This window comes from Euzebya tangerina (assembly GCF_003074135.1).
GTDB classification, from domain to species: Bacteria; Actinomycetota; Nitriliruptoria; order Euzebyales; family Euzebyaceae; genus Euzebya; species Euzebya tangerina.
In genome coordinates this window covers 2166390-2189736 of record NZ_PPDK01000001.1, presented here as the reverse complement: position 1 = coordinate 2189736, position 23347 = coordinate 2166390, and the positions used below count along the sequence as shown (strand labels likewise).

The 23347-nt window shown below is 68.3% G+C and carries 22 protein-coding genes; 7 read left to right on the top strand and 15 right to left on the bottom strand.

Annotated features, from left to right (window positions below):
• Positions 1-93: 93 nt before the first annotated feature.
• The gene (locus C1746_RS10035) at positions 94-774 is read right to left on the bottom strand and encodes a maleylpyruvate isomerase family mycothiol-dependent enzyme (RefSeq protein WP_116714459.1); all 681 of its coding nucleotides are present in this window, start codon (positions 772-774) and stop codon (positions 94-96) included.
• A gap of 67 nt (positions 775-841) precedes the next feature.
• Here C1746_RS10035 and C1746_RS10030 point away from each other — a divergent pair, with 67 nt between their 5' ends.
• The gene (locus C1746_RS10030) at positions 842-1723 is read left to right on the top strand and encodes a class I SAM-dependent methyltransferase (protein WP_162867595.1); all 882 of its coding nucleotides are present in this window, start codon (positions 842-844) and stop codon (positions 1721-1723) included.
• A gap of 90 nt (positions 1724-1813) precedes the next feature.
• Here C1746_RS10030 and C1746_RS10025 read toward each other — a convergent pair whose 3' ends face one another.
• The 6 genes from C1746_RS10025 to secA all read right to left on the bottom strand — a co-directional run bounded on the left by C1746_RS10025 (position 1814) and on the right by secA (position 11822).
• Positions 1814-3934 carry a cell wall-binding repeat-containing protein gene (locus C1746_RS10025; RefSeq protein ID WP_116714457.1) on the bottom strand — a complete coding sequence of 707 codons (2121 nt, stop codon included), beginning with the start codon at positions 3932-3934 and terminating at the stop codon, positions 1814-1816.
• A gap of 89 nt (positions 3935-4023) precedes the next feature.
• Positions 4024-5604 (bottom strand): HNH endonuclease signature motif containing protein, encoded by a 1581-nt coding sequence (locus C1746_RS10020; protein ID WP_116714456.1) that lies wholly within the window; start codon positions 5602-5604, stop codon positions 4024-4026.
• A 269-nt stretch (positions 5605-5873) separates the two neighbouring features.
• Positions 5874-6827 (bottom strand): aminoglycoside phosphotransferase family protein, encoded by a 954-nt coding sequence (locus C1746_RS10015; protein ID WP_205711801.1) that lies wholly within the window; start codon positions 6825-6827, stop codon positions 5874-5876.
• A 142-nt stretch (positions 6828-6969) separates the two neighbouring features.
• Positions 6970-7692 carry an aminoglycoside phosphotransferase family protein gene (locus C1746_RS10010; RefSeq protein ID WP_205711800.1) on the bottom strand — a complete coding sequence of 241 codons (723 nt, stop codon included), beginning with the start codon at positions 7690-7692 and terminating at the stop codon, positions 6970-6972.
• Between the two features lie 149 nt (positions 7693-7841).
• A complete protein-coding gene (locus C1746_RS10005) occupies positions 7842-8663 on the bottom strand; it encodes a phosphotransferase family protein (RefSeq protein WP_116714454.1) in 822 nt (273 codons plus the stop codon).
• A gap of 234 nt (positions 8664-8897) precedes the next feature.
• Positions 8898-11822, bottom strand: a complete 2925-nt coding sequence (gene secA / locus C1746_RS10000) for a preprotein translocase subunit SecA (RefSeq protein WP_116714453.1) — start codon at positions 11820-11822, stop codon at positions 8898-8900.
• Positions 11823-11940: 118 nt separating this feature from the next.
• Here secA and C1746_RS09995 point away from each other — a divergent pair, with 118 nt between their 5' ends.
• Positions 11941-12909, top strand: coding sequence for an LLM class flavin-dependent oxidoreductase (locus C1746_RS09995; protein WP_116715660.1), 969 nt, complete (start codon positions 11941-11943; stop codon positions 12907-12909).
• A gap of 4 nt (positions 12910-12913) precedes the next feature.
• Here the strand turns inward: C1746_RS09995 and C1746_RS09990 are convergent, their stop codons facing one another.
• The 4 genes from C1746_RS09990 to hpf form a co-directional block, all read right to left on the bottom strand.
• Positions 12914-13705, bottom strand: coding sequence for an aldose 1-epimerase (locus C1746_RS09990; RefSeq protein ID WP_116714452.1), 792 nt, complete (start codon positions 13703-13705; stop codon positions 12914-12916).
• Between the two features lie 47 nt (positions 13706-13752).
• Positions 13753-14289: a DUF4190 domain-containing protein gene (locus C1746_RS09985; protein WP_116714451.1), complete on the bottom strand. Its 537-nt coding sequence runs from the start codon at positions 14287-14289 to the stop codon at positions 13753-13755.
• A 12-nt stretch (positions 14290-14301) separates the two neighbouring features.
• A complete protein-coding gene (locus tag C1746_RS09980; RefSeq protein WP_414627966.1) occupies positions 14302-14955 on the bottom strand; it encodes a response regulator in 654 nt (217 codons plus the stop codon).
• Between the two features lie 147 nt (positions 14956-15102).
• Positions 15103-15681: a ribosome hibernation-promoting factor, HPF/YfiA family gene (gene hpf / locus C1746_RS09975; RefSeq protein WP_162867593.1), complete on the bottom strand. Its 579-nt coding sequence runs from the start codon at positions 15679-15681 to the stop codon at positions 15103-15105.
• 237 nt (positions 15682-15918) lie between these two features.
• On the opposite strand from hpf, the gene C1746_RS09970 reads away from it, so the two are divergent.
• Positions 15919-16281 (top strand): OB-fold nucleic acid binding domain-containing protein, encoded by a 363-nt coding sequence (locus C1746_RS09970; RefSeq protein WP_116714448.1) that lies wholly within the window; start codon positions 15919-15921, stop codon positions 16279-16281.
• Between the two features lie 13 nt (positions 16282-16294).
• Here C1746_RS09970 and C1746_RS09965 read toward each other — a convergent pair whose 3' ends face one another.
• Both C1746_RS09965 and C1746_RS09960 read right to left on the bottom strand, forming a co-directional pair.
• The gene (locus C1746_RS09965) at positions 16295-16951 is read right to left on the bottom strand and encodes a potassium channel family protein (RefSeq protein ID WP_116714447.1); all 657 of its coding nucleotides are present in this window, start codon (positions 16949-16951) and stop codon (positions 16295-16297) included.
• The gene (locus C1746_RS09960; protein ID WP_116714446.1) at positions 16951-17631 is read right to left on the bottom strand and encodes a potassium channel family protein; all 681 of its coding nucleotides are present in this window, start codon (positions 17629-17631) and stop codon (positions 16951-16953) included. Before C1746_RS09960 ends, C1746_RS09965 begins: the two co-directional genes overlap by 1 nt.
• A 42-nt stretch (positions 17632-17673) precedes the next feature.
• Between C1746_RS09960 and C1746_RS09955 the strand changes: the two genes are divergently transcribed.
• Positions 17674-19980: an APC family permease gene (locus C1746_RS09955; RefSeq protein WP_116714445.1), complete on the top strand. Its 2307-nt coding sequence runs from the start codon at positions 17674-17676 to the stop codon at positions 19978-19980.
• Here the strand turns inward: C1746_RS09955 and C1746_RS09950 are convergent.
• Complete coding sequence (locus C1746_RS09950; RefSeq protein ID WP_162867592.1) at positions 19916-20536, bottom strand: ComF family protein; 621 nt, start codon at positions 20534-20536, stop codon at positions 19916-19918. The genes C1746_RS09955 and C1746_RS09950 overlap by 65 nt on opposite strands.
• Positions 20537-20612: 76 nt before the next feature.
• On the opposite strand from C1746_RS09950, the gene C1746_RS09945 reads away from it, so the two are divergent.
• Complete coding sequence (locus C1746_RS09945; RefSeq protein ID WP_116714443.1) at positions 20613-21578, top strand: zinc-binding dehydrogenase; 966 nt, start codon at positions 20613-20615, stop codon at positions 21576-21578.
• Between the two features lie 221 nt (positions 21579-21799).
• On the opposite strand, the gene C1746_RS22745 is transcribed toward C1746_RS09945, so the two are convergent.
• Positions 21800-22000, bottom strand: coding sequence for a hypothetical protein (locus C1746_RS22745; RefSeq protein ID WP_240598877.1), 201 nt, complete (start codon positions 21998-22000; stop codon positions 21800-21802).
• Between C1746_RS22745 and C1746_RS23195 the strand changes: the two genes are divergently transcribed.
• Positions 21902-22507 carry an arsenate reductase/protein-tyrosine-phosphatase family protein gene (locus C1746_RS23195; protein WP_414627965.1) on the top strand — a complete coding sequence of 202 codons (606 nt, stop codon included), beginning with the start codon at positions 21902-21904 and terminating at the stop codon, positions 22505-22507. The two genes, C1746_RS22745 and C1746_RS23195, sit on opposite strands and share 99 nt — an antisense overlap.
• The gene (locus C1746_RS09935; RefSeq protein WP_116714442.1) at positions 22504-23145 is read left to right on the top strand and encodes an arsenate reductase ArsC; all 642 of its coding nucleotides are present in this window, start codon (positions 22504-22506) and stop codon (positions 23143-23145) included. Before C1746_RS23195 ends, C1746_RS09935 begins: the two co-directional genes overlap by 4 nt.
• The last annotated feature ends 202 nt before the right edge of the window (positions 23146-23347 follow it).

The window sequence follows — 23347 nt, the reverse complement described above, 5'->3', positions numbered from 1 at the left end:
GGGGGTCCGATCTGTTGGTGGATGGTGCACGATCGGGGGCTAACCCGCGCATGTGCGGTCCAGGCCCCGATCGTGCAGATCCGTGGTCGCGAGTCAGCGGCCGGCGTCCATGGCGGCGGCGAGGTCACGGTCACCGACCACCTCGACGGCGTCCAGCGGAACGCGACCCCACAGGCGCAGCCAGACCTGCTCGGCCGGGCCCGTGACCGCTGCCCGGGCGGCGTCACCGTCGCCGTTGGTGACCGTCCACGTGTGATCGTTGTCGGTGAGTGTGACCGTGACCGTCCCCTCGGGCTCGTCGCCGCGCCGTCGTCCGGGCACGAAGGCCGTGAGCACCTCGTCGATGCCGTCGACCGCCAGCGCGTGGTCGAGGCCGAGGTCCACGCCACGAGCCTGCTGCATGTCCCACCGGTGCATCGTCGCCTCCAGCGCCATCCGTCGATGCCAGAAGGCGGTCGTCGGCGGCTGACCCAGGAAGTTCCACGCCGGCCGGTCATCACCGACCTGGTCGAGGTTCGCCAGCAGGATGTCCAGTGACGCCTGCGCCCACTCGATCAGCTCGGCGTCAGGTGGTGTCGGGCGTGGATCAGTCGGGGGCGTCGTGACGCCGCGGAGCAGGTTGGCGCCGTGGAAGCGCTGAACGGTCCCGAGGTGCCCCACCAGATCGGCGACCGTCCATCCGGGGCAGCTGCCCACCGGCGTCGAGAGGTCGCCGTCCCGTGCCAACTCGAGGAACAGGGTCGTCGCCTGCGCCGTGTGGGTGCGATAGTTCATGGAGGCGGTGCCTTTCCAGAAGGTTGCGTATGTCCCGAGGGCGTCCCGAGACCAGTATGGTCGGGGGATGGCCCCCAGCCCTGTCGCATCGAGCCTTTCTGGCAGCGGCCGCGCCTCTCGCACGGCTCGGGCGGTGGCGGCCGGTCGGGCGATCGGCTACCGGCACTTGCACGACCCGCTGGCACACCGGTTCCTGCCGCCGACCGAACGTGCCGTGGTGAAGCGGGCTCGCGCCGTCGCCTCACGGCGGATGGGGGCAGATGCCCTGGCGGTGACGACGGGCGGCCTGTCCCGTCACGCAGCTCTGCGCATGTTCGCCATGGATCAGGTCGTGGAGAAGGCCATGGCCGGCGGTGTTCGGCAGGTCGTCGTGGTCGGCGCCGGCTTCGACACCCGTGCGTGGCGGGTGCCGAGCATCCGGGAGTGCACGGTCTGGGAGCTCGATCTCCCCGGGACCCAGCAGGCCAAGCGGTCGGGGCTTGGCGGCCGCGGACAGGCGGCACACGTCAGGTTCGTCGAGGCAGACCTCGCTCGGGAGTCCCTACCAGCGGTGATGGCGGCCACCGACCACGACCCGACGGCGCCGACGGTGTGGGTCTGGGAAGCTGTGGCGCCGTACCTCCCTCCGGAGGCGGTGACGGCGACGCTGTCCGGCATTGTCGAGCAGTCAGCCGGCGGTAGCCGCCTGGGCATGACGTTCGCGAACCCGTCGGCGATGGGGCTTCGCGTCCTCGCGCCGGTGACGGGCACGCTGGCCAACTACGGCTTCCAGGCGATGGGCGAGCCGATCCTGTCGACGTACGACAGTTGGGAGATCTGTCAGGTGGTGGAGGCTGCGGGCTTCCACGACCCGGTGGTGACCGACGCGGATGCGTGGGCCCGGGCGGCGGAGTGCTCCGCTCGCCCGGACCCGCTCCGGGCGGAGATGTTGCTCACCGCCCAGGTCTGATCATCGAGGTGGCTGACCGTCCCGGTCGCGTGCGTGTCCCGCAGTCCACCAGAGCGGACCGTGAGGACACGCAATCGGGGATGGCTCCGGCTAGGAACACGCCTGCCCGTCCAACTGGTCGACCTGCGCCTGCACCGAGGCGGGGAGGACACCCTCCCAACCGAGGATCAGCGTCTCGACCTGCGGGTCGCCGCAGGTGGACAGCAGCGTCTCGGTCTCGGGCGGCAGGAAGTCGGGACCGCTGACCAGCAGGGCCGCGCCACGATCAGCCGCAAGGCCCGCCCCGGCCAGGCCGAAGGTCCAGCCATCCTCGGCGAACCCGTCGAACAGCAGCACGTCGCGCGGCTGGTCTGCCTGCAGTCCCAGGAGTTGGGTGGCGATCTGGGCTGCGGTGTCGGCCCGTGACAATCCGGCAATCCGCCGCGATCCGCTCAGGTCGGCAGCGACCTCGTCAGTGACCGCCGCGGTGCCGCCCAGGATCGTCGCGGTGGCGCCGACGTCGCTGATGTAGGACTCCACAGCGGGATGGACGGACTCGGTGGGGGTGACGACGACGGGGACGAACTGCGCGGCCGCGTACGCGCCGCCGGTGACCGAGTCGGCCCAGGCAGCCGTCGGGTTGTCCTCGGGGCCAACACCTCGGGCGACGATGACCTCGTCGGTCGAGCCGCCGAGTTCCACGACCTCGCGGGCCACGATCGCTGCGGTCTCGAAGCGTGAGGGGCCGGCCAGTCGCTCGACGGTGAAGCCGAGGTCCGCCACGGCCCTCTCGACGGTCTCATCGAGTGCCACGACCCCACCGAGGAGGTAGACGGTGTCGCCGGGACGCAGGACGCGCTGGAGCTCCTCGGCGGTCGCGTCGGAGAGCTCGTTGCTGGGGGTGAACAGTAGGGGGCCGTTGCGGGCGAGCGGCGAGCCGGCCAGCGAGTCGGCGAAGGCATCATCTCGGCCCAGGACGGCGTACTCGGCCTGGGGCAGGCCGCCGGTGCCGCCGCGGCTGCTGGTGGCCGGTCCGAACCGGGCGTTGGAGACGGCCGCCGCGAACGGTCCGGGCTGTGAGAACTCGGCGCGCTCGGTTGTGGTGGGGTCGCCGTCGTCGCCGCCGGGTGGCAGGGGGGTGTTGGGGGCGGGGTCTGGATCGGGATCGGGGTCCGGGTCGGGATCGGGGTCCGGGTCCGGGTCGGGATCCGGGTCAGGATCGGGATCCGGGTCGGGGTCGCCGCCGCGGAGGTCGACCTCCTGGCCCCAGGCCAGGCCCAGCCGCTCGGGACTCTGGAAGTCGGCGGCGGCTGCGCCCATCAGCATCTGCGGGTTGCTGCCGTCAGCTCCCATGACCCACACGGACCCGTTGGTGCCCTGGAAGGCGATGTCGCCGTTGTGTGGCGAGACGGAGGGATGGATCGGCTCAACCGGAGCTGGCACGGCCCGGAAGTTGTTGCCATCGACGTCGGAGAAGCACACGTGAACGGCGGAGGCGCCATTGGGGACGCAGCTATAGACCAGGTTGGTACCCGAGAGGTCGTAGAACTGGGCGTAGTCCGCTCGCTGGTACTGATCGCCGGCCACACCGACATCCGTCGGGTTCTGGCCGTGATCGGTGTACCTGATCGCGCTGGCACCACCGACGTAGGCGGTGTAGGCCACACGGGTGTTGAGTTCCGGGTCTCGTGACTCTGACCCGTCGGGCTCCCCAACGTTCCAGTTGGGACCGGTTCCGTCGACGACGACGCGGATCTCGCTGCCGTTGGAGAGCTGCACCCGTCTGCTGTCGGAGGTGAAGTAGATGTTGCTGAAGAAGCCGTGCGACGGCGACAGGCCACGTACGGCGAAGCCAGGTATCTGGACTGCGTCGAAGTCGAAATCGCCCGTCTCGCTGTCCAACGTGATGTCTCTGATTCCACTCTCGGTTGCCGTGCCGTCAGAGCCGAACTCGACGTAGGAGGCCAGCATCCCGGTACTCCCGATTCCGCTCTCCGGTGGGTTCAGGAAGACGGATGGTTCCGCGTACTCCCGGCTGTTGTCGGGTGTGAGGTTGCGTTGGTCGGTGCCATCAGGGCGCATGGCGAGGATGTCGCCGTTGCGACCCACGAAGAGCCAGCCTGGCCCATCCTGGGCCGACGCCAACCCCGGAACGGCGACGAGCAAAGCGGCAAGGAGGGCGAGCAGAACCTGGACGGACAGGACACGATGAAATAGCGACTGCGGCTTCATGCGCTCAGGATTCCACACGCCGCTAACGATCGGCTAACAGGCATGGACCCGGCTCTCCGAACGCACCCTCGCCCGCCTGACGGGTGGTGTCAGGCGGGGAGGCTGGTGTAGGTGCGGCCGTCGGGGGTGGTGAGGGTGACGGCCCTGGTATGTCGATCCAGTTCGAGGCGGAGTCCACGCGTGTGGACCCGGCTGTGGCAGTCGCGACAGAGCAGCATCAGGTTGTCGGTGCTGGTGGGTCCGCCCCGGGAGCGGGGGATGATGTGGTGGGCGTCGCAGTGCTGCGGCGGGGCGGTACAGCCAGGCAGGCGGCAGCCATGATCCACGGCGTAGAGGGTGCGGTAATGCGCCCTGGTGATCGGCGAGGTGGCATCGCCGACGGCGATGGGCCGGCCGGCATCGGTCACCACGGTGGTCAGGTGCGGGTCACACAGGAGCCGATCGACCGTGAGGCGGGTCAGCGGGATCGGGCCGCCATGCCAGCGGGTCAGTGCCCGGCCGGTCGCCGACGGTAGGTCGCGGTGGTCGATGACGATGGAGATCGTGGGTCGTGGCGGCCGTGATGCCCGCGAGGGCGTGATGGGTCTGGGAGTCGGATGAGCGACGTGATCGGCCTGGCCTAGGGTGCGCCGAGACCCGCCTGGCGGGTTGGTGTGCTTTGTAGTGCCGTGGGTGTGGGGCTCGTTGGGTGTGGCGGCTGCACTGTCGGTTCGGGCCCGGGCCTGGTCGGCGATGGTCTGGGGCACGTCGGTCTGGGCGTGGTCGAGTGCCGGACGACTGGGCATGCCCTCGGGCGGGTCCGGGGGTTCGTGTCTGTCCGATGTCGGGAGTGCACCAGCCAGGTAGGCGGCAGCGACCCGACGCAGCCCCTCGGCCAGTTGGGCCGACCGGGCGGTCGATGGGAGCAGCTCGGCCGGCACCGGACTGCCGTCAGCGTCAACCCGAACCGCGACGGGCTTGGCTGGTGGGTCGGCGGCCGCCTCAGCAGCTTCGGCGATCGCCGTCACCGCATCGAGGCGGTCATAGCCGTGATAGGCCGCGCCTCCGAACAGATCGGGCTGCACCCGGAAGGTGCGTCGGTCGCCCGGGTCCTGCTCCTCCACTGTGGTGTCTTCGGCGGTGATGACATCGGCCCAGCCAAAGGCCCGTTGGACGATGCGGTCCGGCTCCCCCTGGCCGATCTCAGGTCCCAGCTCGCCGTCGAGTTCGGCCATCTGCGCCACCCGCAACCCCTTGACCGCGCTCACGATCCCGCGGACCTGCGACCAGGACAGGCGGCCCTGCGCAAAGGCGGCATCAACAGCCGGCAGGTGGCACAGCGCCTTCTCGGCACGGCACAGGAACCTGACCTCTCCGCCAGTCCGGCCCGTCGCCAGTGAGACCAGTCGCTCCAACGGCAACCCCGACTCGCGTTCGGCCGCACCGGTTTGGCGGGCCTTCCGGACCAGCGCGATCGCCTCAGCCATGCCGGCATCGAGTGATTGGAGCAACCCGGTCAACTGATCCGCGGCCGACTGCGGCCGAGCGGCGCTTGAGTCGGGTCCGGCCGGGTGCGGCGCCCCCTTACACACGATGTCATCGGCCGGCACCTCATCGACCCCCACGTCATCGACGGGCGAAACCCAGCCGGACGGCTGCTCCAGCGACGGGTTGATGACGGGTGCGGACATGGCTGTATTGAACCAGGAGGGTGTGACAGTCCAGACGCGATGCGGGCTCAAGCGAGGAGGAATCTAGGAGACTCTTCAAGGTCGGTCGCCGTCGCCGAGAATGGCGGCTACGGCCGCGCGGGCGGCACAGTTCTCAAGGTGCACGGATCTGTCGAGTCACGTGGAGGGGACCCTTCGCCAACAGCGAGCTCAACGAAGTGCACGTTGCGGCCTTCGATCACCCGGGGACACCGGACCGGGAACGAGATTGGGCCCGACGCAACCTCGGCTCAGGAGGTTGCCAACATCTTCCAGATCGTGCTCCCTGAATGTGCCAAGAGGTTGCCGTCACCGGTCTCGTCTTCGACGATCCGATGGAGGGTCCAGGAACCCATCTCCGTCATCACGTGGTTGGACCCGAGGTAGTACCACACCGCACCGAGCGCCTGCTCGAAGGCCCAAGCCTTGCCTCGCTGCCACTCGACGTCGTCGCTGCCGAGCAGCTCCCTGAAGATCTGACGCGGACCGACGTCCAGCAGGTGCCAACCGGCCACGAGGTCCAATGCAGGATCGGCCGGACCGAAGCCACCGACGTCGAGGACACCGGTCAGATGCGTGCCATCCGTCAGGAGGTTGGCCGGGATCAGGTCGGTGTGGCTAAGCACGTCGGTGGGAGGCTGGGGCAGCCGCCTGAAGTCTTGCCAGAGCGCCCTGAGGAGTTCGGTGTCCAGCAGCCCTCGGCTCCTCTGGAGGCACTCATCGACCCACTCGTCGTGGACCGGCAACGACCCGCCCCTGTTGCTGCCCGCGAAGGCCTCGCCACGTGTGTCGCCATACCTCAAGGCGCCGATGAGGCCTGCGAGATCCATGGCGAAGGTCTCCGAGTCCCCCAGCGAGGTGCTGGTCGCCACCTCCCCCGGCAACCAGGTCTGCACCGACCACGCAAGCGGGTAGCCAGCACCCGGGCGGCCCATTCCGACGAAGGAAGGGACGGGCACAGGACTCAAGCCGGCTATGCGCACGGCGGCCGCCTTCTCTTTGGCGATGACGCTTGCCACCTCCTCGGGCTTGCCTTTGCGCAGTGGGAACTTGGCCGCCAGCGACTCGCCGAGACGGAAGATCGCGTTGACCGTGCCCGAGGACTCGTACCGGCGGAGGGGCAGGTGCGCCAACTCGCTGAACTGGTCGCGAAGGAGTGCCCGAACCGTTGCTGCCGACACATTCAACTCGTCGGTGTGCATCATCGAGACCTCCGGATCCGCTGCTCCAGGGCCGGGGATGGTAGACCACCGACCGGCTGAGTCTCGAGGGGGTGAGTCGACAGGCGCCACGAGGCGGGGTGAACACCGCTTCCGCTTAGGAATGACAACCCGATGCGGCCACGATTCAGCCGACCGATCGCAGCCACTCCACGACCTCGATATGGGCCTCGCGATGCGACGAGTCCACCGCCCAGGCCGTCGTCTGGGCACACGTCCACCGCCTGGCCCGTTCTCGATCGAGCTGGAGCCCATCGCAGAGCCGGTCCAGTCGGTGCCACACGGCGCGGAGGCTGTGCCCGAACTCGAAGGATCGAACGATCGAGGCCGCCGCGAAGGCTCGCTCTCCGACCAACGGTTTCGGGTCGATGATCAGCCACGGCTCTCGCTCGGCCGACAGGATGTTGTGGGCGTGCAGATCAGCGTTCAGCAAGACCGGCGGCTCCACACCGAGGAGCAGATCCTCGATGTCTGCGACCGCAGCATGAACGAGTCGTTGTGGAAACGGTCGCCCGAAGGCGTTCCATCGTCGCGGCAACCGGCGGGCCCAACGGCCAGCTTCATCTGCCAGCGAGGTGAAGGCCACGGTGGTCGGAACCAGCGTCCGTCGGAGCAGATCGACCACGACGTCCATCCGGTCTTGCGAACCAGCAAGGTCCGCATCCTCGACGTCGGCAAGTGCCGTACCTGGTCGACAACGCTCCAGCAGCAGTGCACGGCGGGCTGAGTCCTCCGCCAAGAGCCGAACAGCGCCATCCCCGTTCCACACCGCCAACGCGGCGCCCTCCCGCTCGCTCTCCGAATGTGGGAAGTTCAGCTTCAGGACCACCTCACCGTGCACCGGACTCACGGCTGGCGCAGTCCACGAGACGTGAGAGCGGCCGAAGGGAGGGCCGACGTCCAGTTGCCACAACGCGGCGACATCAGCGCGTCGGGCAGCCAGCCCCGAGAGCCACCGCTCGCCGCCCGGCAGCCTCCTGAGGTGATCGAGGTCTGGCACTACGAAGCAGGCAGTCGTTGGCGTATCCCGGCAAGCCCACGGGCCACCAGCACTTGGTCCTGCTGGTCCAGCCCGTGGGTGACCTCCCACCACGGTCCGAGCGCGTGCATCAGATCGGCCCGGCGCACCAACTCTGGCGGCAACTCGAGCGCACTGACGAGACCGTCCCGAAGGCGGCGACCGCAGCCGTTGAGCAGCCAGGCAAGATCGGTTGCCGGATCACCGATTGCGGCGTCGCTCCAGTCGAGGACGCCGGTAAGGCCCTGATGGTCGCACAGCACATGAGCCGGACCGATGTCGGCGTGCAGCAGGACCCGTGGAGACCGACCTGCCTTCGCGGACTCCAACGCCGCCGCCTCGTGCAGCAGGCCCAGCGCCCGACGGTCGTCGACCAACGGAATTACGCGGTCTCTGAAGTCCGCAAGAACTGGACGCAGATCCCGAGCTTGGACGCCAACAGCCACTGCCTGCGCAACGGGAACGACGGCCAGTGCTCGAAGAACTGCGGCGACCTGTTCCACGATCCGCGCGACACCGATCCCACGCAGGACCCGATCGTTGAGTGGACGTCCCTCGATCCAGGTGATGACCATGCTCCCATGCGTCGGACAGACAGCCTGTAGACGAGGAGCCAGCACGTCTGACTCTTCGAGCACGGACAGGAGTCCGGCTTCCATCCGCAGATGTCGTTGGACGTCGCGGCGGCGTGGCAGACGGACGGCGTGCCCTGACTCCAGCCTGAACACGTGGCAATGCCAGCCGGTATCGACCGGCCACCAGGCACCCACCGGGGCACCCAGGTCGGGGAAGCAGCCGTCCATGGAGACTACGTGTTTCTCCACGGCCTCCGAACGGTTCACGTCGGGGAGACTAACGGCGTTGTCGGGGGAGGGTTCCAGCCGTCTGGACCGGTAAGGCTCCCCACCACAACGGCAAGACTCCCCGCTCGACGGTAAGGCTCCCCACCCGACGGCAAGGCTCCCTACCTGACGGCCAGACTCCCGTCCTTGGCGGCCAACCCGCCCCGCCGACGGAGATCTTCCCCAGCGGCCCGCTCAGCCGCCGTGACACCTCTTGTACTTCTGTCCTGAGCCGCAGGGGCAGGGGTCGTTCCGGCCGACCTTCTCACCCTCGTTGCGCACGGTCGCGGGGGCCGCCGCCTTCTTCGCCGCCGCCTCGCGAGCCGAGCCCGGTCCGGCCGTGGTCGTGGCCCCGCCGCCGACCTGGTAGCCCGAGCCCCCTCCCCCACCGGAGGAGTAGCTCAGCTGGGCTTCCATCGGCCGGCTCGAGGCGCCGTCCAGCGCTGGTCGACGGATCGGCGGCTTGGGCGACCCACCTGACCCCTTCGGCCCCGCGCCAGACCCGTTCGACGAGGCATCCGAGGAATCCTTGGCCGGCGCCGCCCCGTTCGTGCCTGCCGCCTTGTCACCCGTGCCAGCAGCACCCTGCTCCCGCTTCACCGGCAGGTTGAAGAAGTAGCCGACCGACTCCTCCTTGATCCGGGCCTGGATCTCGACGAACGCGTTGTAGGCCTCGCGCTGGTACTCCACCAGCGGGTCGCGCTGGCCGACGGCACGAAGGCCGATCCCGTCGCGCAGCTGGTCCATCTCGTAGAGGTGCTCACGCCACACCCGGTCGACGACGGAGAGGATGACCCGCCGCTCGACCTGGCGCATCGCCTCGGGCGTGATCTCCTCCTCGCGCTGCCCGTAGCGCTCCATCGCCTGGTCCTCCAGCTCCTCACGAAGCCGGAAGTGACCCTCTTTGCCCTCGAACTCCTCGATGTCGACCTCATAGTCCTCGAGGCCGAAGAGGGTCTGCAGCCGCTCCTCCAACTGGTCGACGTCCCACTCCTCCGGGAACACGCCGGGCGGGCAGAACAGCTCGGCCAGGTTGGACACGGCGTCCTCGACGAACTGCTCGGCGATCTCCTCGACCGCCTCGTCGGTGTCGTGCAGCACGGTGTCCCGCTCGGCGTAGATGATCTTGCGCTGCGAGTTCATCACGTCGTCGTACTTCAGGACGTTCTTGCGGATCTCGTAGTTGCGCGACTCCACCTGCGCCTGTGCCCGGGCCACCGCGTTGGTGACCATCTTGGCCTCGATGGGCAGGTCCTCCGGCATGTTCAGCCGGGTCATGATGTTCTCGACGGCTGAGGCGTTGAACAGCCGCATCAGGTCGTCCTCGAGCGAGAGGTAGAACCGCGACTCGCCCGGGTCGCCCTGACGGCCGGAGCGACCGCGCAGCTGGTTGTCGATCCGCCGACTGTCGTGCCGCTCGGTCGCGAGCACGTACAGGCCACCGAGCTCGAGGACCTCCTTCTTCTCGGCCTCGCACTGGGCGGTGTACTTCTCGAGGGCCACGTCGTAGGCGGCCTGGTAGCGCTCGCGCCACACGGCTTCGGGCTCGACCTCGCCGGTCTCGGGGTTGAGCACCGGCTCGGATCCGGCCTCGCGCTTGGCCTCCTTCGTCGCCAGGTTCTCGGGGTTGCCGCCCAGCATGATGTCGACACCACGGCCGGCCATGTTCGTGGCGACGGTGACCGCACCCTTGCGCCCGGCTTGGGCCACGATGTCGGCCTCGCGGAAGTGGTTCTTGGCGTTGAGGATCTCGTGTTTGATTCCGTTGACCTTGAGCAGCTTGTGCAGCTCCTCGGACCGCTCGACGGACACGGTCCCGACCAGGACCGGCTGACCGCGTTCCTGCCGATCCTTGAGGTCGGCGATGACCGCCTTCATCTTGGCGTCCAGCGACTTGTAGATCTGGTCGGCGTGATCCACACGGGCGATGGGCCGGTTGGTGGGCACGACGACGACACCGGCCTCGTAGACCTCGGCGAACTCCTTCTCTTCGGTCTTCGCCGTACCGGTCATGCCCGAGAGCTTGTCGTAGGTGCGGAAGTAGTTCTGCAGGGTGATGGTGGCCAGGGTCTGGTTCTCGTCCTTGATGGTCACCCCCTCCTTGGCCTCGATGGCCTGGTGGAGCCCCTCGGAGTACCGCCGACCCTTCAAGGTGCGGCCGGTGTTCTCGTCGACGATCAGGACCTCGCCATCCTCGATGATGTACTCATCGTCGAGACGGAACAGCTCCTTGGCCTTGATGGCGTTCTGGAGGTGGTGGATCAGCGGCGTGTTGGCGTTCTCGTAGAGGTTGCCGACGCCGAGCAGCTCCTCGACCTTCTCCACGCCCTCCTCGGTGACGCCGACGGTCCGCTTGGCCTCGTCGACCTCGTAGTGCTCGTCGCGCTTCAGCTTCGGCGCGATGCGGCGCGCGAAGATCTCGTACCACTGGGACGACTGGTCGGCGGGCCCGGAGATGATCAGCGGCGTCCGCGCCTCGTCGACCAGGATCGAGTCGATCTCGTCGACGATCGCGAAGTTGTGGCCGCGCTGGACCAGCTGATCGGCGGACAGGACCATGTGGTCGCGCAGGTAGTCGAACCCGAGCTCGTTGTTGGTCCCGTAGGTGATGTCGCAGGCGTAGGCCTCGCGCTTGGACGCCTTCTTCTGCTGCGGGTAGACGTACCCCGTCGACAGGCCCAGGAAGGAGTAGACGCGGCCCATCCACTCGGCGTCACGGCTGGCCAGGTAGGGGTTGACGGTGACGACGTGGACGCCGTCGCCGGACAGGGCGTTGAGGTAGACGGGGGCGACCGAGGTCAGGGTCTTCCCCTCACCGGTGCGCATCTCGGCGATCGACCCCTGGTGGATGACGATCCCACCGAGGATCTGCACATCGTAGGCACGCTGTCCGAGCACGCGCTGCGCGGCCTCACGACAGGTCGCGTAGGCGTCGAACATGAGGTCGTCGAGGGTCTCGCCGTCAGCCAGCCGAGCCTTGAACTCATCGGTCCTGCCGCGCAACTCGGCATCGGTCAGGCCCTGCACGTCCGACTCGAGGGCGTTGACCTCCTCGACCAACTTCCACAGTTGCTTCAGCTGACGGCCTTCGCCGAGTCGCAGCAGCTTCTGGAGCACCATTGACCTACTCACCTACGAGGGATTGACGACGCCCCGATTCCGGCGTCTGGGGGACCACCAATCGTATCGGCCTGGTGACCCTCTGGGCTGAGGGGTGTGGATGGACTACCGTCCGCCCATGTCGCTGCACCTCGGCCTGGCCTTCGACCGCACGTTTCCGGCGTCCTTCGTCCTCGAGGTCGCCAGCCGGCTGGACCGGCACGACGATGCCCGGCTGTGGCTGATCGAGGACTGCTTCCACACCGCCGCTCAGCCGTTGGCCGCCGCGGCGCTGGCCACCACGACCAGGCTGAACGTCGGACTCGGAATCCTGCCGGCCGTTGCCCGCAACCCCGCCATCGCGGCGATGGAGATCGCGACGCTGGCCGAGCTCGCCCCCGGCCGGATCATCGCCGGCATCGGCCACGGCGTGCAGAGCTGGATGGGCCAGATGGGTGTTCGTCCCGAATCGCCGCTCACCACGCTGGAGGAGGTGACGGTCGCCGTGAAGCGATTGTTGGCTGGCGAGGAGGTCACCACGCAGGGGTCCGTCGTCTCGCTGGACGCCGTCAAGCTGGAGGCACCCCCCTCCCAACCGGTCCCGGTCATCTCCGGCGTCCGGGGACCCAAATCGCTCGCCCTGGCGGGAAGGGTTGCCGACGGGGTGCTCCTGGCCGAGCCGGCGGCGCCGTCCTACGTCCGCTGGGCCCATCAGCACACCAGGGTCGGGGACCGGGCCGATGACGACTTCATCACCGCGGTGTACTCGCCGCTGTGCCTGACCGACGACGCCACGCAGGCGCACCAGCTGATGGCGCCATGGGTGGCTGGGCAGCTGGCCGACCCGAACGCCGGTGTCGCGGCCCTGCCGTTCGCAGAGGAGCTCCAGGCCCGGTTCGCCGACGGCGGTGACGCTGCACTGGTCGACATGCCCCACGAGTGGTGGACCGAGATCGGCCCGATCGGGACGCTCGATGATGTCATGGGCCATCTCGGTGCCCTGGCGGATGCCGGGGTCGACCACGTGGGGCTGTTCCCGGCACCGGACGTCGAGGTCGCGCGCCGACAGCTGGATCAACTCGACACCCTCATGGCTGCCCAGCCGTAGGCCGCTACTCCGGCACCCGCCACCGCCAGGTCGACTCGGCGACCAGGGGCTGGCCCGGGTGGATCACGTGGGGGCCGCTGTTGAGGGAGTCCGGCGGACCGGACTGTGGCTCGATGGCAACCATGGTGGGCCACTCGTCGAACACGACGAGGTGGGACAGCGTCGAGGTCACGTCGATGGCCAGCCGACCCGGCCAAGTGACCGTCGCCGGGTCGGTGAGGTCGGTGAAGCAGTCATCCCAGGGACCGGGCGTTGGCTCGGTGGTGCGACGCCCTGTGACGCCGTCCGCCTCGCGCACGTACATCGTCGTCGCGGCGAACGACAGCTCGGCTGGCTCGCCCCCCTCGATGCGACGCCGGAAGCAGGGGTGCCAGCCGAGGTCGCCGGGCATCGGTTCGTCGGTGGCGTGCAGTTCGAGCCGCAGGTCCAGACCGGTGTCGCTCAGCACTATCTGCTGTCGCACGAACCCGGCGAAGGGCCACTCGTCGGTCAGGTCGGCGCGGATCCAGCCATCACCGTCGGACTCCCACCTAGTTGACCACACGGTGCCGTGAAGAGCGTGGGGCGCGAGCGTTGCCGGGAGCTCCACCGTGCGGCCATCGACGTCGAACCGCGCCTCACGGGTGCGCCCGACCCAGGGAGCCATGACGAACAGGCCGCGGGCGTACGCCGCGCCGGTGGTGGCCAGGACCTGGGTGTCACCGATGTGCCAGGTACGGATGCGGCCCCCGTCGCCGAGGTCGATCTCCACTCGCGAAGTAGCACTCTCCAACCGAAGATGATCGGTCGTGGGCATCAGATCACCTCATCCGGCATTCGGCCCGCGAGGCGCGGGCCCCCGGCCTACTCGCCGAAGAGGTCCTCGGTGAAGTCCTGGCCGCACGCGTCCAGAGCTGCCTGGTCGTTGCCCGCCTGCTCGACGCAGTCCGCGAAGCTGTCGAAGTTGTCCTCAGCGGCGTTGAACAGCGCCGCGCCGAGGGCGACGAACGCCACGGCGATCAGGACGCCGAGGATGCCCAGGATGATCCCGGCCAGCGCCATGCCGCCACCGGTGGCCTCCCCGCGCTTGACCTTCCCGCGGGCGATGAACCCGAGGATGATCGCGACGACGCCGAGCAGCGCACCGACGACGAAGAAGCCGCCGATGAAGCCGAGGATGCCCAGCACGAGTGCCGCGATGGCCATCCCGTTGCCACCCTGGGGCTGCTGCTGGCCGTACTGGGGTTGCGGCTGGTAGCCGCCACCCTGGTTGCCCCACTGGTCCTGACCGCCCCACTGCTGGGACGGCGGCTGCCCGGGGGCCTGCGACCAGTCGCCTGGTGGCGGGCCCGGAGGCGGGTTCTGTCCGCCCTGGCCTGGGTTCTGCGGATTGTCTGACACGGGCTTACCCCTCTACTTGATCTCGAGCAGCTTCTCGCGCACGGCGTACACCACGGCTTCCATGCGGCTGTGCAGGTGCAACTTCTCAAGGATGTTGCGGACGTGGTTCTTCACGGTGTTCTCGGAGATGAACAACTCCTTGGCGATGTCACGGTTGTTCATCCCCTTGGCGACCAACGTGAGCACCTCCATCTCCCGATCGGTCAGCCGCGGCGCCGGCATCTGCTGCTTCTGCTCGTCCTTCTTCGCCATGAGGGCGAACTCGTTGAGCAGCTTCGACGCCATCGACGGCGAGATCAGCGACTGCCCCGCGTGCACGCTGCGGATGGCGTCGGCCACCTCGTCGATGGAGATCTCCTTCAGCAGATACCCCGACGCGCCCGCCTTGATGGCGTCGTAGAGGTCCTCCTCCTCGTCGGAGATGGTCAGCATGAGGATCTTGGTGGAGGGAACCTTGTCCTTGATCGCCTTGGTGGCCTCGATGCCGGTGGTGCCGGGCATGCGGACATCCATGAGGACGAGGTCGGGGATGTGCGACTCGGTGAGCTGGACGACCTCCTCACCGTCGTTGGCCTCGGCCACGACGTCGATGTCCGTCTCGGACTCGAGCACCATGAACAGGCCCCGACGGAACAGGGCGTGGTCGTCGGCAACGATGACCTTGATCGAGTCGCTCTCCTCCTCCTCGCCCGAGGCTGACCCGCTCTGCGCTTCGTCGCTCACTGTTTCGCTTTCCGTTTCAAGACGACACCTGCGGTGACAAGCCTAACCGGCCGAACATCCGCAGGTCAGCACCGTTTCCGCCGTGCCCCTTCAACTGGCCATGACGGTAGCCGTACCTTCGATCAGGCCGACATCGCCGCCGTCGCGATGATAGACGACGTTCGGGTCACCGGTCTCGGCGTTGGTGAAGAGGTAGAAGTCATGGCCCAGCAACTCGAGTTGCAGGACCGCCTCCTCGGGGGACATGGGCGTCAGCTCGTGTTGCTTGCGGCGGACGATGACCGGCTCGGGCTCCGGCTCGACCATCACGGCCTCGATGTCCGGTGGTGTGGTGTCGACGGGTGTGTGGTCCACACGGTTGCGGCGTCCACGGTCGACCAGTCGGGTCTTGTAGCGGCGAAGTTGACGCTCCAGGCGGTCTATGGCCTTGTCGGTGGCCTCGTGATGGTCGGCCCCCGCACCCACGGCGCGGACGGTGTGCCCCTTGGACCTGGCGGTGATCTCGACGGAGGCCGGGTCGGGTATGCGTGGATTGTGTTCCTCCGAGAAACTGACCTCGAGATCGATGATCCGGTCGAAGATGCGGGTCGCGTGCTCAACCTTGCGACGCGCTTCGTCCTTGACTCGACTAGAGACGTCGCAGTTCCTGGCTCGGAGAATGATGTCCACGAGTGCTCCTGTTCGTGCGGCTGGCGTGGGCCGCGGTTGCTGTGCCAACAACGACAAGACCCCGCCATCGGCCGGTCGCCGAGCGGGGTCTGGACGGACGTGATGGCAAGCAGCTCGCGGGAGTCTGCAGACGAATGCCGATCACCTCCAGGTTGTCGCTCCTTGGTAGGATCGTAGGTATCGCAGAGTCGCGCAAGTCTTACTCCCCCGAATCAATGTCACCGAACGAGTAGCCAAATGTCACAGACCGTGGAGTCCAGAGCCGAATCAGCCGGGAGCGGACCACTCCAGGCATGGTGGAACCTGTTCGACGGCTGCACCCACATCAACGAGTTGACCGCTCGTGAGCACGCGACGACACTCGGCGTCATCCAACGTCTGCGGCTGGTACCTGGCCAATCGATGGAGGCGACGATCACAGATGGCACCGGCAAGCTGCGGGCCGTCTGGACCGAGGTCGAGGTGATGGGAGGTCTCGAGTTGGGCCGAGGCCTGCGGCTGCAGGGGACGGTCTGCACCGACGGCGATGTCCCCGTGATGCGCAACCCCACCTGGTGTCTGGTCCGGGATCCGTACGCTTGCTCGGAGCTGAAGGGCTGACCCCCGTCGGCGTCTAGCCGATCAGCGCCTGCCGGACGGACTCGAGTTGGCCGACCGGGGTGAGCGCCAGGACCTCATCGCCCTCCGCAAGCGCCGTCGTGCCACGCGCCGGAAGGACGCGGCTGCCCCGGACGATGGCCACGACCGCGCTGCCCGGCCCCAGCTCAAGCGCGTCCACCCGCTCTCCCACGGCCACGCTCGAGTCGTCCAGACGGACCTCCAGCAACTCGACCTCGCCCCGCTGCAGCTTGAGGAGGGAGATCAGGTCCCCGGAGAGCACCTCCTCCTCCACCAACGCGGTCAGCAGGTGCGGTGGGGAGACCGCCAGGTCGACGCCCCACGACTCGTCGAAGAGCCACTCGTTGGAGGGGTAGTTGACCCGGGCGAGGACGCGGGGGACGGCGAACTCCTCCTTGGCCAACAGGCTGATGACCAGGTTGTCCTCGTCGTCGCCCGTCAGCGCGACCATCACATCGGCGTCGCGGAGGTCTGCTTCCTCGAGGGTGTCGGGAGAGCAGGCGTCCCCGTCGATGACCGTGATGTCACCAGTGACGATCTTGGCCAGGGCGTCCTGGCGGAGCTCGATCAGCGTCAGGTCGTGCCCGCGGGCGTCCAGTTCACTGGCCAGGTACCGACCAACCCCGCCCGCACCGGCGATGACGATGCGCATCAGGTGCCCTCGGCCGTCTCGGCCCCGAGTGTGGTCAGGGCCGCCTCGACGTCGTCCAGGAAGTCGCGATGTACGGCGATGTGGACCCGCTCACCTGCCTGGACCAGCTGTCGTGGCACGGGGATCGTGGTCTGCCCCGTTCGGCTGACGGCCGTCAGGGACCACTTGCCGTCCCGCTCGAAGTGGGCCACGTCCCAGGGTCCGCCGTGCGCCGGCAGGTCGTGGGAGATGACGACGACGTCCCCCTCCCCCGGCCCGATGGTCGTCTCGATGCGGGCCGCGTCGGTGAGGATCTGCCCCAGGACGGCATCGATGGACCAGCGGGTGGTGGCGATCGTGGTGATGCCGTGCCGCTCGTAGATGGCGGCCCGCCGCGAGTCGTAGATCCGAGCCACGCAGGTCCGCACCCCGAAGGCCCGCCGCGCCGTTCGCGCGGACACGATGTTCGAGTTGTCCCCGCTCGTCACCGCCACGAACGCGTCGGCATCCTCGACCTCGGCCTGCGCGAGGGTCTCCCGGTCGAACGCCACCCCGGTGATGGTCCGGCCCCCGAAGTCGGCCCCCAGTCGGCGAAACGACCGCGCGTTCCGATCGATCACCGCGACCTGATGCCCCAGATGGTCAAGACCTGACGCCAGGCCGGAACCGACTCGGCCGCAGCCAGCGATGATGACGCGCATTGGCCTCAGTGTGACCCATCCTGCGTACCCTTGCGCTCTCCAATGGCAATTGTCAGCTCACTCAAGCGCCGGTTGATCGGCGATCCCCGTGCCAGTGGGGAGTTGACCGAACAGGTCGTGCCGCCGTGGCTCGGCCTGCCGGTCTTCGCCTCGGACACGCTCTCGTCCGCGGCTTACGCAACCGAGGAGACGATGATCGTCCTGGCGGTCGCCGGGACGGCCGCGGTGTCAACGGTCTGGCCGATCGCCGCACTTGTCGGACTGCTGATCGTCGTGGTGATCGCGGGCTACCGCCAGACCATCCGCGCCTATCCGGACGGCGGCGGTGCGTACCGCGTCGCCCGGACCAACCTAGGTGAGGGGGCCGGTCTCTCGGCAGCAGCCGCGCTGCTGATCGACTACACCCTGACCGTCGCCGTGTCCGTCGCGGCCGGGACCGCCGCCGTCGTGTCAGCCTTCCCGCAGCTCACCTCGGCTCGGCTCGTGATCGCCCTGACCTTCGTGGGGGTCATCACGGTCATCAACCTGCGTGGCGTGCGGGATGTCAGTGTCCCGGTCGCGGTGCTGGTCTACGGCTTCCTCATCGTGATGGTGGCCATGATCGCCCGAGGGCTCGTCCAGTGCGTGCAGGGGTGTGCGACGGTGCCCTTCGACCAACCCGCCGTGGCAGAGGTCGGCACCGGGCTGACGGCCTTGGTCGTCTTGCGGGCGTTTGCGACCGCCTCCACCTCCCTGACCGGCGTCGAGGCGGTCTCCAACGGGGTCGGCGTCTTCCGCCCGCCGGCTGCGGCCAATGCGGCCAAGACGCTGGGGGTCATCGGAGCGATCGCGGTTCCGCTGTTGGGCGGCATCGCCTACCTGGCAACCCGCATCGACGGGGTCGTCGCGGTCGACGGCCTCGAGCGCACGGTGACCTCCCAGATCGCGGCCGCCGTGTTCGGTGCCGACAGCTCGGGCTTCTTCGCCGTCCAGGTCGCGACCGCCGCGATCCTGTTCCTGGCGGCCAACACGGCCTACGCGGACTTCCCCCGACTGGCGTCGGCCTTGGCGGCCGACCAGTACCTACCGCGGCAGTTGGCCCGACGCGGTGATCGGCTGGTGTTCTCCAACGGCATCCTGGCGCTCTCGGCGGCTGCGGCCGTGCTCGTGGCGGCGGCCGGCGCTCGGGTCACCGACCTCGTCGGGCTCTACATCGTCGGCGTGTTCACGGCCTTCTCGCTCTCCCAGGCCGGCATGGTGCGGCACTGGCTGCGCGAGCGGTCCTCCGGCTGGCGGGCGTCGCTGGCCCTCAACCTGGTCGGTGCGACTGCCACGTCTGCGGTGCTGGTCATCGTCCTGGTGACCAAGTTCTTCGTCGGTGCGTGGATCGTGCTGCTGATCGGCCCGTTGCTGGTGTGGGGCATGGCGGCGATCAATCGGCACTACCGAGCCTTCGCGCAGGCCGTGCAGGAACTCGGCGTGGCACCGCAGTCCCGTAGAGAGATCAACGTCGCGATCATCGAGGATCGGGTCGACGCGGCCACTGCAGCCGCCGTCGCCTACGCCATCGCCATCGGCTCGGACAGGGTTGAGGGTGTGCTCGTCCCAAGCGGCAGCCGGCGGGCGAACACCCGGGAGCGCTGGCGCACGCTGGCACCCGACCTGGACGTCGCCGAGTTGGCGCAGGGCATCACCACCTCACCCGCCCTGTCGATGCGCAACGCGGCGCGAGAGTTGGCGGCCCAGCGACCCGATGCCTTCGTGGTCTCGATGATCCCGGAGACCCGCTCCGACACCTGGGTCGATCTGGCCAGGGCCCACCGTGGCGCCCAACGGGCCAAAGCCGCGCTGGTAGCGGACGGACGGACGGTGGTCACCAACGTGGTGGCCCCACCCGGGGGGGACGGCCCCTACCAGGTCATCGAACCGGTCCAGCACCATGTGGTCGTCCTGGTCAACCGCGTCCACACGGCCGCGATGCGGGCGATCGCCTACGCGCAGTCGCTCGAGTCCACGTCGATCCAGGCCCTCTCGGTCAACGTCGGCGGTCGTCGCTCCGGGGAGATCCTGGAGGCGTGGCAGACCCTGGGCGTGGACATGCCACTGGACATCATCGACAGCCCCTACCGGGCGGTGGTGGACTCGGTCCGCCACTACCTGGAGGACTTCGAGCCGGACGGCCAGTACGCGGTGGTGACCGTCGTGATGAGCGAGTACGTGCTCCCCAAGCCGTGGCAGCGGTCGTTGCACAACACCTCCGTGCTGCAGCTCAAGAGTGCGCTGCTGTTCCAGCGAGGTGTGGTCATCACCAGCGTCCCGACTCGGCTTGACGTGCTGCCGAGGGTGCGCCTGCTGCGCCCGCGAGCGTGATCGCCAGCACGCGCTGCGCGCCGGCGGCCTGGAGTGCCCTGGCAGCGGCGAGCAGCGTGGCGCCGGTGGCACGGACGTCGTCGACGAGCACCAGCCGTTGCGGCACCCGCCCGTGGGCCTCGAACGCGCCGATTGCTGAGCGCCGCCGGTCCTTCGCGCTCAACCCACCCTGATCGCGCCGGCCGGCCCGGGCGCTGAGCAGGCGGGTGGCCTGTGGCCCGGCCAAGACCTCTGGAAGATCCAGCCCGCGGCGTCGAGCCCGCCGCCGGGGGGCGGGCACCCAGGTTCGAGGCACCTGACGCGGCAGATGCGGGTCGATGATCGTCGCCAGGTGTCGGGCCCCCTCCCGCATGCCGTCGGTCTTGACGCGCTTGATGGCTCCCGCCAGCGGGTCCTCGTAGGCAAAGACCGCCGTGGCGAGCACACCCGGCGCGAGGCGGTGAGGGACACCGTCGTCCTCCAGATCTGCCGCGCAGGTGGTGCAGAGCCCATCACGGCTCCGTGCCAGGCAGCCGAGGCAGCGTGGTGGGACCAGCAGATCGAGGATGACCGACATCTCGTGATGGTGGCACGGCTCCGCTCGTTGCCGGCCCCGTTGTCCACAGGCGAGGGATCTGTGCGAGGCTGCGGACATGCTTGCTGCCTATGCGGAATCATTCGACGCCGAGAACCCCCTGCAGGGACTGCGTGTGGAGGAGGTCGACGACCCAGCAGTCCCCGACGGCTGGGAGCTGGTCACCGTCAAGGCGGCCGGACTGAACCACCACGACATCTGGTCGCTGAAGGGCGTGGGTCTGAAGGAGAGCCAACTGCCGATGATCCTGGGAGGTGACGCCGCCGGTGTCACCGCCGACGGGCGCGAGGTCGTGTGCCACGGCGTCGTCGTCGGGGCGGACGGGATGGGCGACGAGAACGACCCCGATGTGCGGTTCTCGCTGTTCAGCGAACACCACCCGGGCACCCACGCGGAGAAGCTGGCCGTCCCCTCCCCCAATCTGATCGACAAGCCGGCGGAGCTGACATTCGAGCAGGCTGCCTGCCTCCCGGTCGCGTACCTGACGGCGTATCGGATGCTCTTCGTCCAGGGCGGCTTCAAGCCCGGCGACACCGTGCTGGTGCAGGGCGCCGGTGGTGGGGTCTCCACCGCCGCGATCCTGCTGGGTCGCGCGGCCGGCCTGCGGATGTGGGTGACCAGTCGCTCGGAGCAGAAGCAGGAGAAGGCCGTCGAGCTCGGCGCCCATGAGGCGTTCGAGTCCGGCTCCCGTCTGCCGGAGCGCGTCGACGGGGTCCTCGAGACCGTCGGCCGGGCGACGTGGGAGCACTCCCTCCGCTCGGTCCGGACCCAGGGCACCGTCGTGGTCGCCGGGATGACAAGCGGGGACGCACCGGGAGGGCTGGCGCACCTGTTCTTCCGTCAGCTGCGGGTCATCGGGTCGACCATGGGCACCCGCAAGGAGCTGGCCAAGCTGATGCAGTTCATGGCCACCAGTGGGCTGACGCCGCTGATCGACGCCACCTACCCGCTGTCCGAGGCCCATGAGGCGTACAGCCGGATGGCCGAGGGTGAGCTCTTCGGCAAGATCGTCCTGACGACGTAGACGTCGGCGAGAGCGAGGTCAGATCTCGTCATTGGGGCTGCCCGCGACTCTCCGCACACAGGGGTAGGCGGTGCGGGAGACCGTTGCGCTGGAAGTCGTACCTGACCCGCGCCATCAAGACTCTCGGTACCCGACCGGCTCGCGGAGGACAACGCCCGGTGTACCGAGAGACTCACTCCACACCTAATAGGTCCGTCGAATTTGACTCAAAATGGCTTGACCTATAAGGTCCTGGTGTGAACGTGGCTGAACGAGCCGCAGGGCATGCCGCCCTCGGCGATGCGCACCGCCTCCAGATCGTTGACGCGCTGCAGTGGACCGATATGACGTTCTCTGAGGCGGCGCGGCTGACCGGTCTCCGGGGTAACCGTCTGGCCCATCACCTCAAGGTCTTGGAAGATGCCGATCTGGTCCGTCGACATACCTCGGAGGGTGATCGCCGCCGCCGGTACCTGCAGCTCGATCGATCGCGAGTGAGTCAGTTGACGGTTGGGGTCCCCATGCCAGGGCAGAGCGTCGTCTTCGTCTGCACGCACAACTCCGCGCGCTCGCCGTTTGCGGCCGGACTGTGGACGAACATCGTGGGTGATCAAGCCCGCAGTGCAGGGTGCCAACCGGCATCACGCGTCCACCCGATCGCGGTCGAGATCGCCCGGGACTTCGGCGTTGACCTCTCCGTCGTGCGGCCACAGGGCTACGACCAGGTGTCTTTGGACTCTGCCCTCGTGATCTCGGTGTGCGATCGGGCAAACGAGGCCGGGGCCTGGCCGGCCCGCAGACGTTGGCACTGGTCGGTCCCCGATCCCCGACAGGTTGGCACCGCTGCCGCGTTCCGGACCGCGTTCACAGAGATCGATCAGCGCATCCGCGCTGTTGCCGCCGGAGCGGCCTCGCAACCGAATCGACACGAAGGAAGGACCCCGCCATGACCGTCCAACTCACTCCCAGCCAGCAACTCGACGTCAAGCAGGCCGTCGAACGCCTCCGTCAGCGGTTTGACGGGCAGTTGAACACCGAGACAATCGCCAGATTCGTCGATGAGTCGCTTGACCGGATCGTCGCGAACGCCACCATCCCTGACTGGGTGCCGCTGCTTGCGGAGCGGTTTGCCGCCGACCGCCTCCGCGCCTTGATCCGCCTGGAGTCGAGCGACCTCGACCTGAATCCCAGCGTCCTGTTCCTCTGCGTCCACAACGCCGGACGCTCCCAGATGGCGGCGGGGTGGATGCGTCATCTCTCCGGCGGCGCGGTCGACGTCTTCTCGGGCGGCTCGGAGCCAGCAAGCGAGGTGAACCGTGCAGCCGTGGCAGCGATGAAGGAGAAGGGCATCGACATCAGTCAGGAGATCCCCCAGCCCTGGGCCGACGAGATCGTCCGAGCGGCCGACGTGGTGGTCACGATGGGTTGCGGTGACGCCTGCGCGGTGTTCCCCGGCAAGCGGTATCTCGACTGGGAGATCGAGGACCCATCGGGCAAGGCTCTGGAGGCCGTGCGGCCGATCCGCGATGATCTGGAACAGCGCGTCCGAGACCTGTTGGCAGAGTTGCGGACGCCGGCCTCGGTCTAGTTCGTCGTGGGGGGCGCGGGCAGCCATCATCTCGCGCAGCCTGGACTCTCGGTGCACACGTGGGAGCCGGGCTCCGGCTGGTGTACTGAGAGTGGGGCCTGACCTGGGGCCACAGAACTCTCGGTACGCGCAGGACCCGGGGCGGCACCAACTCATGTACCGAAAGTCAGCCGCGAGACGGTGGACCGAAAGTCAGACCGAC

Bases quoted from the DNA above. Each gene is read 5' to 3' on its own strand.
- C1746_RS10025 (WP_116714457.1), bottom strand. From the start codon at position 3,934: ATGAAGCCGCAGTCGCTATTTCATCGTGTCCTGTCCGTCCAGGTTCTG.
- C1746_RS09955 (WP_116714445.1), top strand. From the start codon at position 17,674: ATGGCAATTGTCAGCTCACTCAAGCGCCGGTTGATCGGCGATCCCCGT.
- C1746_RS10030 (WP_162867595.1), top strand. From the start codon at position 842: ATGGCCCCCAGCCCTGTCGCATCGAGCCTTTCTGGCAGCGGCCGCGCC.
- C1746_RS23195 (WP_414627965.1), top strand. From the start codon at position 21,902: ATGACGTTCTCTGAGGCGGCGCGGCTGACCGGTCTCCGGGGTAACCGT.
- secA (WP_116714453.1), bottom strand. From the start codon at position 11,822: ATGGTGCTCCAGAAGCTGCTGCGACTCGGCGAAGGCCGTCAGCTGAAG.
- C1746_RS09945 (WP_116714443.1), top strand. From the start codon at position 20,613: ATGCTTGCTGCCTATGCGGAATCATTCGACGCCGAGAACCCCCTGCAG.
- C1746_RS10015 (WP_205711801.1), bottom strand. From the start codon at position 6,827: ATGATGCACACCGACGAGTTGAATGTGTCGGCAGCAACGGTTCGGGCA.
- C1746_RS09970 (WP_116714448.1), top strand. From the start codon at position 15,919: ATGTCACAGACCGTGGAGTCCAGAGCCGAATCAGCCGGGAGCGGACCA.
- C1746_RS09960 (WP_116714446.1), bottom strand. From the start codon at position 17,631: ATGCGCGTCATCATCGCTGGCTGCGGCCGAGTCGGTTCCGGCCTGGCG.
- C1746_RS09990 (WP_116714452.1), bottom strand. From the start codon at position 13,705: ATGCCCACGACCGATCATCTTCGGTTGGAGAGTGCTACTTCGCGAGTG.
- C1746_RS09950 (WP_162867592.1), bottom strand. From the start codon at position 20,536: ATGTCGGTCATCCTCGATCTGCTGGTCCCACCACGCTGCCTCGGCTGC.
- C1746_RS09965 (WP_116714447.1), bottom strand. From the start codon at position 16,951: ATGCGCATCGTCATCGCCGGTGCGGGCGGGGTTGGTCGGTACCTGGCC.
- C1746_RS09935 (WP_116714442.1), top strand. From the start codon at position 22,504: ATGACCGTCCAACTCACTCCCAGCCAGCAACTCGACGTCAAGCAGGCC.
- C1746_RS22745 (WP_240598877.1), bottom strand. From the start codon at position 22,000: ATGTCGACGGACCAGATCGGCATCTTCCAAGACCTTGAGGTGATGGGC.
- C1746_RS09995 (WP_116715660.1), top strand. From the start codon at position 11,941: ATGTCGCTGCACCTCGGCCTGGCCTTCGACCGCACGTTTCCGGCGTCC.
- C1746_RS10020 (WP_116714456.1), bottom strand. From the start codon at position 5,604: ATGTCCGCACCCGTCATCAACCCGTCGCTGGAGCAGCCGTCCGGCTGG.
- C1746_RS10035 (WP_116714459.1), bottom strand. From the start codon at position 774: ATGAACTATCGCACCCACACGGCGCAGGCGACGACCCTGTTCCTCGAG.
- C1746_RS10005 (WP_116714454.1), bottom strand. From the start codon at position 8,663: ATGGACGGCTGCTTCCCCGACCTGGGTGCCCCGGTGGGTGCCTGGTGG.